Here is a 12,084-nt window from a genome sequence, read left to right on the forward strand (position 1 = left end):
CCATTTATTAAACCCAAACTCTTTACTCTAATCCAAACTCTTTACTCTAATCCAAACTCTTTACTCTAATCCAAATCCTTTTTTATATTTGTAGGCCTAGCGACTATGAAGTTACCTAACTCACTACACATATTATTTCTTATCAATAAATAATTTGAAAATAATACAAAATCTGGTATTTTAAAAAGAACACATCATACTTTTTGTCTTAATGTAATTTATCAACTATTTATAAAATATTAAAAAAGTCGCCAATAAGTTCTCGAGGTTGTCATCTGAATATTTTTCGGATGATGTGTTCTTAAACTGAAACCAATTTCAATTTTATAAATTACATTAGAAAAGTTGTCTATATTTTTATATAATAAAAGGAACACATCATACTTATACATTTATAATGGCTTCCAAATTTGAATTAAGAAGTAACTTTGATTACTTAAGTGAACAAATAAACTTATTATGTGAGGATCTTAGAATAGCTGAGGTTGTTAATTGTAACTACTTTCAATTACCCGACGTAACACAAGAAGATGAAAAAAAAGCACCAGATTATATTCAAGTTAATTCCCTATCCGGGAGTGATGCTTTTGAAAAATGTCTCACAGGCTATAAAGATCTATTTGTAGGTGAAAAAAAAAGCAGTAAAATATTAACGCGCCATCCAGGACTTATTTCGGTAAATGATTTTGAAGGGAAGTTAAAAGCTCGACTATTAGAAGTCAATAAAGCAAAAGATAACTTAAAAGAACTCATTCTAAAAATATCGAGCAACGACGCAAGATTCGAAGCAGTACATAATGCAATTCCAAACTTAATTACACTAGCAGCTTATCGAAAAATACACTTTGAAGATGCAATCCCCTACTCTGTCCGATTCACATGGATGAAAAAACATTCAACAACAACACTGTCTAAAAAACAGGCACTCGAAATGCTCCATAAATCTTCTGGATACTCTAATCCGAGAGTTATTGACCAGCAGAGTTGGCAACAAATTGTAGAGTCAGAAAAAATTCGAGTATCAAGTTTAAGCGAAAAAAGTAAATTGCGTATAAAAAGGCCAACAAGAGTAACTCCAGAGGTAAACATTCGGTTTACTGCCAAAAATCGTTACCATGTCAGTGGCGCACTGCCTTTCATCTTATTAAATCCACAAAAAGAAACAAAGGTAGGAACTCTTACTAGCTACAGTGCAAAGAACATAGACGTGAGGAAAAAAGATTATTCTTATCTTATAGAGAGGATATATCTTGAAAACTTACAAGATTAAGTCTCTAAGCAGTATATTTTTTAAAAAAGGCTAATTTAACATAACTAGCCTTTTTTACTTTATTTCTTAACTATTTCTTCTAGAATGTCTTCGTCGATAATTTCAGCAGTTTCAACAAGTCTTTTTCCACCCTGAATTTCAATTCGCTTATTGTGTTTATTTAAGGCTAAAATTTCTTCACAAAATTGAGTAGAAGGATGCATTTCATAAACATAATCTACGATACGACCAGTGTCATCATCTTTGACATTTGAGATATTATATTCAGATATAGCACCTTTTTCGATTAAGTCTTTCATCGTAGTGGTCATATCTCGACGCAATGCTTTTTAGCTTGTTATCAGTTATTTCGTCTGTAGAGTATATAGAACCATATTTTTCCATTATAGAAAGCAGTCTAAAATGATAGGTTTTACCGGGAGCGGCATATCGCCACAAATGATAAAGTCTTAGCATCATCCATCTTGATAATCCGCGTTTCAATTCTTGTGCACTATTAAAGTAGTAACCTTTATACTCTAAGTTATCGATCATATTGTGAACAAATGCGTTAAGACAAGCAACGCACTTAATATTACCACCCTGACCTTTTTTACCACTAAAATGCAAGGAAGATAAGAAATTCATATTAGATTCATAAAAAGAATCATCTACATCTGTATTTTTTGTATCAGTCGCACGATACTTAAAAGACAGTTTAGAACCCTGAAGTGCTTCTAATGACTCTTTAATTTGTGGATAAGGCATCGATTGCCCAACAGCTTTTAGCTCTTGGGCTAGTTCATTCATAGAAAAAATAACGGCATATTGAATACCGGACTTAAAATTTATTTTTACTATCTTTCCTTTAGAAGCAAGACGAATTAGCGCTCGCTCAACCTTTTCTTCCCTATCAGATGGCCAAACCAAAAACTCTGTTTCTTCACCATCTTTCTTACTACTTACTACCGCAGGTGTAATTTTTATTTCACCATCGTATAAAATTCCATCTACCTTTTCGGATATTCGTCTTGTAATTATGGTTTTCTTAGGCGCTTCTTCTAATGGCAACTTTTTATACCCAGAACGAACAAACCTACCCCACAAATCATAATGATTAAAAGTATTTGAATATGCTCTCAGGCCATGATTGGTATTTTCGATTGAAATTCGTACATCTTTGTTATCTGTAAAGAGGGCTAAACTTTCGTTATCAATTGCACTCTCAACGCCATGAATTTGACCACGCAGTGAGTCTGGCAAATTGTCAACAGAGATGTTTACCTTGCGGCTCATGTTTTTACTTCCTGATTCTTCCGACAGCTAATAACAACACATTCAAAGCAAAAAGTTAATAATTAAAGTTAGTAAAAAACTGATCTGTTCTCAAGTTTTTTCATAGATCAGTATTTTACTTACTAGTACGCTTTCAAAGATCAATTTTTTACTAAGAGAAGACTAATTTTATGTTTTTTCGGACCAAACATTTTCAAAAAAGGCCTATTTTCCCCTTGTTTGACGCAGGCTTGTGCATAACAACAAGCTAATTTAGTAAAGATCTGATCTATTCGTAGTAAAGATCAGATCTATATATACTAATATTTGTTATTTTTTAAAGGTTTGTTGATAACTACATCATTTTGCTTAGTATAATTTTGATCTAACAGGTCAATTTTGTTCATAAGATTGTGGATAAGCTGTTATTATATAAATAACGTTGGGTGCTGTTAGTATTATTTTGATCTGTCAGTAGTAATAGATCTGATCTTTACTACGTATTTTGTTGATCTAGATAAAATATTAAAATATATAAAAAACAATGCGTTATGAAACAATTATGCTCCTTTAACCTTATATACCTATATATTTAAACATACTTAAACTTCTTTATTAAACTTATCAAACTTTAGAAATCACAAATTTTTCGGATGTCTTCTATTTTATAAGTTTACCTTTTAATAAGTGGACATTATAATATTATGTATAAACTTAAGGATTATACGTATGTCTATAAATAGCAACGCACTTTCTACTTATAAATTGTTGAAAGCAACCGCTGAAGTTGCAGAACAATCTCTTGAAGGTCGAATACAACATTATCGAGCACATCTGAAATCTGATGATAAAGAGCTCCGAACTTATACACAAAAAGCTGCAGCTGATTTATTAGGTGTAAATAATCGCACATTGAAAAGAAGACACGATCAAGGTGACTTTGATCTGTTACAAATTCAAAAAGGTGCCAATGGTCACTATGCTTACACTTTAAGTAACATTTTTGCTATGGCTGATATCCTTGGGATCAAAGCTGATCACAGAGACACCAGTGACAAACTCCAAGTTATTGTGATTAACAGTTTAAAAGGTGGCTGTGGTAAAACTACTTCTTTAGTTAATCTCGCTGCCGCCCTGGCAACAACGAATATTAAACGTTACAGGATCGGCATAATTGATCTAGATCCTCAGGGATCATCTTCTAGTTTCTTCCCTTCAAATGATCATGAGCCGATCACTGTTGGCGATCTAATGCGTGACTGTATCGAGTTAGATGAAGGTGAAACGTGGTCACAGCTCGTTGGTGACTCTTTCCAAAAAACACATATACCTAATATTCGAATTTTACCATCTGGTATGGATGACTTTTACTTCGAGCACGAAACTGCGACTGAATTAAAAGAATCGAGTGGTTATGAACAAACAAGACATTACCATAAACTTAAGGAACGCGTCATAGAGCCAGTACAAGACGAGTTCGATATTATCTTAATAGATACAGCGCCTTCTCTTAATTTTATGTTCTATAACGCACTCATGGCGTCTACAGCGATGTTAATTCCTGTTCACCCTGAAGCTGTTGATTTTGATGCGAACAACAAATATCTAAAAAGGCTTGGGGAGATCTATCATACCGTCGCAGCCCTTGGTCATGAAGGTTGGGACTTCATGCAATTTTTGGTGACAAACTACGTTAAAGGTAATCACTCCCAACGTGATATTGTGAAAGATGTTAGAACCGCATTTGGCCGCCAAGTTATGAGTTATCCCATTAATCATAGTTCTGCAATTACAGCAAGTTCATCTTCTTTCAATACCATCTTCGATCAAAAAACTTCTGATTCACTAGCAAGCAGAGAATCTTTGCTCCGTGCTCAAGAAAATATTAAAGATGTCGTTGATGAATTAGAAATGCTAATTCGTTCAAATTGGGCCTCAACTCAGTCAAGCTTAGATTAAAAAAACCAAGGTTAAACAATGGCTAGAAAACGTAAAAATGACACTCGATTAGATCCCTTTGCAACACCTGTAGAAAATAGCAGCTTGGATGAACTTCTTGGTCAAACAAACGTAGGTGAAGTTGTAGAAATGCCATCACCTAGCGATCCTAATAGAATGATCAAATTAAAGTGTGAAGTGATCCCATTTTCAAAAATTGAGCATAACACAGCTGTATTTGGTCAAAACCGACGAGAGCAATCTTTATTAAACGAAAAATCAGTTGCTGACATTCTGCCTGCAATTAAAAGTGACGGTAGAAATATGCATCCGGCACTCTGTTGGGAAAAAGATGGGCAGCTTCAAGTCTTATCTGGTTCTAGAAGGCGAAAAGCTTGCCTGATAGCCAAAGCAGACTATGTAGTTTTAACTTCAGAAGACTTTACCAATGAAGATGCTAAGGTATTAGCTGTTTCTTCAGATCAGTATATCGCTCCGAGCTTATGGGAATTAGGTAAAGCTTATGAACAAACCCGTGCAAAGTTGCAAGAGGTAGGTAGTAAGGGCTCATATCGTGAAATTGCTGCCATAGAGGGCGTTTCACATACCGCAGTTGCTGATGCTATTAAAGCATACCAACACATAAAACGTGATGTCGTTTTGCTTTATCCTACGCCAAACCATTTAGGCCGGGAGGTTGCTAAAAAGCTTATAAACGCCAGTAAAGAGCAACCCGAACAGTTTAATACAAAGTTAGCTCAGTTCTCGGAGCAGTCACTTCTTAGTGAAGAAATGAGTGATGAAAAGCGAGCTATTGCTATTACAAAGTACTTAACGACATTTAATGATGAGTCTATTAGCCGTTCTGAGGCATTACTTGAAAATAAGTACGTCAAAGTGCAACGCAGTCTTAATTCAGGCGCTATAACTGTAAAAATTGATGATAAAGTACTGACAGATAAACGTTTAGAGCAGTTGCAAAAACTGTTAAGTAGTTTTAATTAGTATGTTGCGGCCTAGATCTTCTAGGCCTTTTTTATATTTTTTGACATCCAACCAGTCAATTTTTCATAATTTAGTCCCATTTGGCTCTTTAGCTCAAAACGGTAATTTCATATACTGGCCCTTTACGTTTTATTACTTGTTAAGAAATGTCCTCGCAGTTATCTAAAGAGCAACTATTAGCTTTATTTGAAGAAATTAAACAGGAACAGTCGTCACAGTTTCCTTTGTCAGATCGTTTTTTAAAGCAGTATTTTAATTCTGCTATGTTAACGAAGGCTAAAGAGTACCTAAATGATGACCAGATATCTTTTTTAGAACACAGTGAAGACTTTTCTAGAATAGATGCACAAGTCCTAGGTAATTATGGCAATACCTTTACGCAGCACATTAAAATTGAGCAAGTTAAAGGTACACCTTCTGTAGAAGCACAGTGCTCATGTTCTAATAACCCCAAATGCCGTCACATTGCGGCTGTGTTATTAAAACTGAAGGTTGATCACTCTGGTGGTTTTGGAGAGTCTTTCTTAGTCAATGATTGGTTTAATGAGCTTTCAGCGCTTCAACAATCAACAGATTTAGATGCATCTAACGTACTTCTGTTTGTCTTAGAGCAACGTGGCAATGAAGTATTATTAAACCCAAAAATGTCACCGCATAAGCCGGATGGCCACTACCCGTTAGGGCGTGTGCTCACTGAAAAACAACTTAATGCGCATGTTCCACCCAAAGACATTCTTGAAAGTGATTACCGATTGTTCAGTTGGGTACGTTCTCAAAATACACCCGGACATTTTGAATTATCAGGTAAGTGGGGGTTCGCAGCACTCCAACAACTAGCCTCAACCAAGCGTTGTTTCTTTGGTAATAGTCGTAAACCACTTCAGTTTGGCCATATGCAGCATTTGCACTTTTCTTGGCAAATAGAGAATAATGACTTCAAGTTGGTCAGCCACTTATCTGAAGTTGAGCAATGGCTGTTAATTAAGTCTGATCCGCCCGTGTATCTTGACACTGAAAATATGTTGCTTGGACGAATCGAGTCGGAACTGAGTGCTAAAGAAATTGCGCATTTACACACTATGCCGACTATCCAAAAGGATAAAATTGAAGCAGTAATAAAACGTTTTCAGGATATCTTTGCTGACAATGTCATTCCACCTCCACAAGGTTATGAAAATTTAATCGATAAAAATAAATTGGTTGCGAAGTTATCAGTCAATGAACGGGAATACACACACCTTACGTTGTCATTGTTTGACTCTGCCAAGAAATATTCAACCGAAAAGCAGCTAAATCGATGTGAAAAAATGCTGCTCGGCTTAGGCTTCGAAGCTCAGGGAGGTGGGTTTAAGCTGCCTGTAGAGGATGAGGTGGCTTATCATTGGTATAACTGTGAAGTAAGACCTTATTTACAAGGTAAGATGTGGCAGGTTGAAGAAATACAAAGTGCCAAAAAGGTGTTATTGCCTAAAGTCACATTGCAGCTTAAACGTGATAAAAAGCATCATGTTATCGGTAGAGTTATGTTTGATGATAGACAAATTCTACTTGATTGGGATAAAGCGCCTTGTCATGAAGTGAACTCTATCGCCAATACATTCCAGTACGTTCAAATAGCTCAGCAATATTATGCTATTTCGAAAGGCGTGTATGAGGAGTTACTACTACTTAAATCTAGATTTAGTTACTATTTATCTAGTTCTCAATTTAAATTCCCTTTATCTTATGCTAAGAAACTATTCGAGTTAGATTGTGTAGAAAGTGTCTCAGATGATGCTCGACTCTTAGATTACTTAGCTGAACTTGATAAACCAATAAACACGAATGCCGCTGCCTTGGCTGATGGACAAGGTCGATTCACTCTAAGAGATTACCAGCTACAAGGTGTAAATTGGCTTAAATTCTTAAACCGGCATCAGCTGGGGGGGATTTTGGCGGATGATATGGGCCTTGGTAAGACCCTTCAGGTAATCGCGTACTTTATTTCCCAGCACAATACGTTAGTAACTAAACCATCGTTAATTGTATGTCCTACCTCTTTGGTGGGTAATTGGCAAAATGAATTTAAGAAATTTGCGCCTCATTTACCTGTACTAACTGTCCATGGCAGCAATCGAGACAAACAATTAAATCAAGTTGCACAAGCACGTTTTATTATTACAACCTATCCGCTCCTAAAACGTGATTTAGCTCATTACTCAGAATTACATTTTGATTCCATCGTGCTTGATGAAGCCCAATATATTAAAAATGAAACTGCGCAAATTTCGAAATGTGTAAAGCAGCTTTCTGCGGAGTTCAAACTTTGTATGAGTGGAACACCTGTTGAAAACAATTTAATGGAGCTTAAATCCCTCTTAGATTTTGTGATGCCAGATGTACTTGGCACTAAGCAGCAGTTTAAACAAAACTTCCAACTCCCTATTGAAAAAGAGCGAGATAGTAAGCGAGCTAAAGAGCTTCAATCTCTCATCGCGCCGTTTATTTTACGAAGAACAAAGTCCGAAGTGGTACGAGAGCTACCCGCTAAAACCGAGCTGATTAAAAAGCTTGAGTTTATGCCAGAGCAAGCATCACTCTATCAACATGTACAGGGACAAATTGAAACCAGTTTAATTGACCTATTTAAAGAGCAAGGTGTTGAAAGTAGTAAATTGGCTTTCTTAGATGCACTGCTTAAATTGAGGCAAATTTGTTGCCACCCTGAGTTAGTGGATAAAACTGGTGCACATCAACAAAGTACTAAATTTAAGTGGTTAAAAGAACATTTACCTATCTTATTAAAAGAAGGTCGAAAAATTATTATTTTTAGTCAATTCACCACGGTTTTGGATATGATTTCCGAGTTGTGTGAAGAGATACAAATTCCGTTTACTAAGCTCACAGGGCAAACTCGGCACAGAGACAAAGCGATAGCTCGCTTTACTGAAGGCGAGGTTGACGTTTTTCTGATCTCTCTGAAGGCTGGCGGCACGGGATTGAATCTAACTCAGGCTGATACGGTGATTCATTTCGACCCCTGGTGGAACCCTGCAGTTGAAAACCAAGCGACTGATAGAGCGTACCGCATTGGGCAAGATAAGCCTGTATTTGTGTATAAGTTGATTGTTGCCAACTCTATTGAGCAGAAAGTTTATCAGATGCAAAAGGATAAACAGGCGTTGGTTGATGCGCTATTTGCTGATACCGGTGTTAATCTTAATCAATTTAATGAAGCACAAATGCTCGAATTGATAAAAAGTTAAAATTATTTTGAACTAATGACTAAGTGGGCAGTCTATTATTATGCGCATTGTGAGAGTACATAGCAGTGAGCACATGTTGATTTCCCCCTTTATTAATTACATAGCAAAATTTGTAATAACCAGCTCAATTGAGCTGGTTTTCTTTTTTCTGCCCTTCAACTTCTTTTAATAAAGCGGTGTAATGTTGTGTAATGGTATTGGCTGTCATTTCTTGCTTTGTTCCACATTTGATCCACATTCTTTCACTTTAATACACTCATAGGAAAACGAAAACCAAATGAATTGGACTTAAGGGTGGGTTATTATGTTGTGCTATGAAAATACGATTTCGCAGTTAAACTTTATTGAACCACAATCGCTGTGCGACTATGATCTTATTAATGAAGTTGCAGGCTCTGAAGATTTGACAAGCATTTTAACGACATTGTTATTTGACGATACATTGTCATCAGATCTTAAAAACCAAGTGAAGCGGCAACTACGAGTGTTAAAAGCCAGTAAGAGAAACTAATGGAAGAAAAAAACCACATTTTGATCGTCGAAGATGATTTTGATATAGCAGAACAAGTTATGCTGTTTTTTAAGGCTTCAGGTTTTGAAATAACGCATATTGCCGACGGTGCAGAAGTGGTGAGCTGGGTAAGAGATAACAGCCCAGATGCCATCTTAATGGACATAATGTTGCCAAATCAAGATGGTGTTGAGTGTATGAAGCAAATCCGAGAGTTTTCCATGGTGCCCATCGTGATGCTAACAGCGAAGGTTTCTGAGTCGGATAGACTTAAAGGGCTTGAATTTGGCGCTGACGATTACGTGTGTAAGCCGTTCAGTGCGGCTGAACTTGTGATGCGCATCAAAGCAATTTTGCGCCGCTGTAGTGCCCCTGTGCTAGCTGATGCACCTGATATTGAAGTAAACGAGTCGCAACTGTTAGTATCGCTAAAAGGCCAATCACTGAGTTTAACCAAAGTAGAATTTGACGTCTTTGCCATGCTATACAATGCACCGAATCGCGTGTTTTCTCGTCAGCAAATTTTAGATCATATACAGCCAGATAACTTTGATATCTCTGATCGGGTTATTGATAGCCATATTAAAAATATCCGCAAGAAGATTAAAAATATCGAAATATCCCCCAAAATCGTTGAGTCCGTGTATGGTGCAGGATATCGATTTAACGAACAACATATTAATAGCTAGACTCCCTTTTTATATGTGCTGGCGTCGGTTAGCACATTATTTTATTTCAGTTATATTGCTCTTCTAAGTGATTGAAAGCTGACTCTGATGTATGATTTAACTAGATTTAATTGTTAGAGTCATATTATGCTTTGGACTAGTTTTTCCTCGCTGCCTTGGCAAATTGCATTTGGACTTTTCGGCTCTGGTGCAGTGTTATCCGGTTTAGTTTTTTTTATTCTCTCCTATTTATCAAAGCAACAGGCGCGCGCTTTACATGCATTGTCTCAAAGTAAAATTGAGGCATTAGAAGCGGCACATGATGAGTTGAAAGCGCAACTCGCCTCTGCACAACAGTTGCAGCTAAAAACTCATGGTGAAGCACAACAATATCAAGCTAGGCTTGCAGAAAAACATGCCCAAATAAAAGAATATTCTGGGTTATGGCAACAAGCACAATCTAAGGCGGAATTAGCCCAAAACGAAGCCCATCAGCTGGCTTTGCAGTTAACAGATATGGAAACCAAACTGGCTGAAAAGCAATTGGCATTTGACGCGCAAATAGCGCAATTGGAACAAGCAAAAAATACCTTAAAGCAAGAGTTTGAAAATGTAGCGAGTAAACTCTTTGATGAAAAAAGCCAACAATTTGCACGACATAGTCAAGAAAAGCTGCAAACGATATTAAACCCAGTACAGGGAGAGATTAAAGGTTTCAGAGATAAAATGGAGGCCATTCATAGTGAGGAGTTAAAGCAACGTGCCGCGTTAAGAACAGAGCTACTTCACTTGCAGGCAAATAACCAAGCAATGACAGATCAAGCGAGTAAATTGACGACAGCGCTGCAAGGTCAGACTAAAACTCAGGGTAATTGGGGTGAGTTGATGTTGGAAAATGTCTTAGACAGTGCAGGCCTTAGGCCGGGTTATGATTATAAACGTGAAGTCAGTTTCACGACGAATGAAGGGAAATATCGCCCAGATGTAATTGTGTATCTACCCCAGAGTCGTCATTTAGTCATTGACGCAAAAACATCTCTTAATGCATATACTCGATATGTTAACGCTCAGGATGACATAGCCGCACAGCAGGCTCTGAAAGAGCATGTTATTGCTGTTAAAGCGAGAGTTAAAGAGCTTGGAGACAAATCCTATGAGCGATTACCAGGCCTAAATTCTCCAGAAGTGGTTATCATGTTTATTCCAGTTGAATCAGCATTTGTTGAAGCGATTAAGTATGACCCAGAAATTTATCAATATGCACTTGAGAATAAGGTGTTAGTGGCGACCCCGACAACCTTATTAACCAGTTTGAACATTGTGAAACAGCTGTGGCGCTTTGAGGAGCAGAGCAAGCATAGTAAAGAGTTAGCACTACGCGCTGAGAAGTTTTACAACAAGCTCAACAGCTTTTTACACAGTTTAGAGGGCGTTGGTAAACAGCTAGACAAAGCGCAAGAAACGTATGACAAAGCACTGGGACAATTGTATTCAGGTAAAGGAAATTTGATAAAACAAGCTTCTGAGTTTAAAGAGCTAGGGGTTTCAGTAACCAAGGAATTGCCTGAAGAGATGTTAGAAAAAGCGAAGCTAGAGCTCAAATAAAAGGCATAAAAAAAGGGCTTAACGCCCTTTTTGACTTATTACACACTTTATCTAGTACACAACGCATAATCACCATTTCTTGGTTTATCTGAGTACAGATAAATGAATAGTGAGTTGTTTTTAACATCATTCCACACCGTACTCTTAGGGTGTGGACAAAGAGACTGCTTTATATAGCTTTTAATCTCGCTACTGGTCATTGCTAAGGGTGTAGGGATTTGAACAAACACATTCAACTCACCGTCATTAAAGCTAATTCGGCTAAGTTTCCAACTACCCATCATATATTGCTTAGAAAAGTAACGGTCAATGCGCGTTTGGGCATCTTTACTTATTTCAGCATGCACAACTTGATTTGAATGATTGTCTACCCAGTAGTTCCATGCAGAAGCCAGTATTAAAAAGCCAGCTAATAGCAAAGACCAAAAAGGTAATACATTCTTCTTGGATCGAACTTTGTTCTTATGCCTTTTTCTTTCGGCAATTTTGACCCATTCATTGTGTTTCATTGTACGCTGTGTCATAAGTAAATTCCTCCCGTTGATGTTGCTTATTAAAACAATGCAATGTGGATAAAAAATGGATCAA

Annotated in this window: 8 protein-coding genes and 1 pseudogene; 7 read left to right on the plus strand and 2 right to left on the minus strand. The window is 37.0% G+C overall.

Translation table 11 applies throughout. The annotated features are described in order from the left end of the window. Positions 1 to 397: 397 nt before the first annotated feature. The gene (locus tag JF50_RS16400) at positions 398 to 1,270 is read left to right on the plus strand and encodes a DNA replication terminus site-binding protein (RefSeq protein ID WP_039610491.1); all 873 of its coding nucleotides are present in this window, start codon (positions 398 to 400) and stop codon (positions 1,268 to 1,270) included. Positions 1,271 to 1,329: 59 nt separating this feature from the next. Here JF50_RS16400 and JF50_RS16405 read toward each other — a convergent pair. Next, positions 1,330 to 2,545, minus strand: a pseudogene (locus JF50_RS16405) (replication protein A). A gap of 708 nt (positions 2,546 to 3,253) precedes the next feature. Between JF50_RS16405 and JF50_RS16410 the strand changes: the two are divergent. The 6 genes from JF50_RS16410 to rmuC all read left to right on the plus strand — a co-directional run bounded on the left by JF50_RS16410 (position 3,254) and on the right by rmuC (position 11,496). Then, a complete protein-coding gene (locus JF50_RS16410; protein ID WP_039610492.1) occupies positions 3,254 to 4,483 on the plus strand; it encodes an AAA family ATPase in 1,230 nt (409 codons plus the stop codon). 18 nt (positions 4,484 to 4,501) lie between these two features. Then, positions 4,502 to 5,467, plus strand: coding sequence for a ParB N-terminal domain-containing protein (locus tag JF50_RS16415; protein ID WP_039610493.1), 966 nt, complete (start codon positions 4,502 to 4,504; stop codon positions 5,465 to 5,467). Between the two features lie 146 nt (positions 5,468 to 5,613). Then, positions 5,614 to 8,712: a DEAD/DEAH box helicase gene (locus JF50_RS16420; RefSeq protein WP_039610494.1), complete on the plus strand. Its 3,099-nt coding sequence runs from the start codon at positions 5,614 to 5,616 to the stop codon at positions 8,710 to 8,712. 304 nt (positions 8,713 to 9,016) lie between these two features. After that, entirely contained in the window at positions 9,017 to 9,223 is a 207-nt protein-coding gene (locus JF50_RS16425; protein ID WP_039610495.1) for a hypothetical protein, read from the plus strand. Then, positions 9,223 to 9,912, plus strand: coding sequence for a response regulator (locus JF50_RS16430; protein WP_039610496.1), 690 nt, complete (start codon positions 9,223 to 9,225; stop codon positions 9,910 to 9,912). Before JF50_RS16425 ends, JF50_RS16430 begins: the two co-directional genes overlap by 1 nt. Before the next feature lie 126 nt (positions 9,913 to 10,038). After that, a complete protein-coding gene (rmuC, locus tag JF50_RS16435) occupies positions 10,039 to 11,496 on the plus strand; it encodes a DNA recombination protein RmuC (protein ID WP_039610497.1) in 1,458 nt (485 codons plus the stop codon). Between the two features lie 47 nt (positions 11,497 to 11,543). On the opposite strand, the gene JF50_RS16440 is transcribed toward rmuC, so the two are convergent. Next, entirely contained in the window at positions 11,544 to 12,020 is a 477-nt protein-coding gene (locus JF50_RS16440) for a hypothetical protein (RefSeq protein ID WP_039610498.1), read from the minus strand. Positions 12,021 to 12,084 lie beyond the last annotated feature (64 nt).

It is taken from the genome of Pseudoalteromonas luteoviolacea (assembly GCF_000814765.1).
Lineage (GTDB): Bacteria > Pseudomonadota > Gammaproteobacteria > Enterobacterales > Alteromonadaceae > Pseudoalteromonas > Pseudoalteromonas luteoviolacea_H.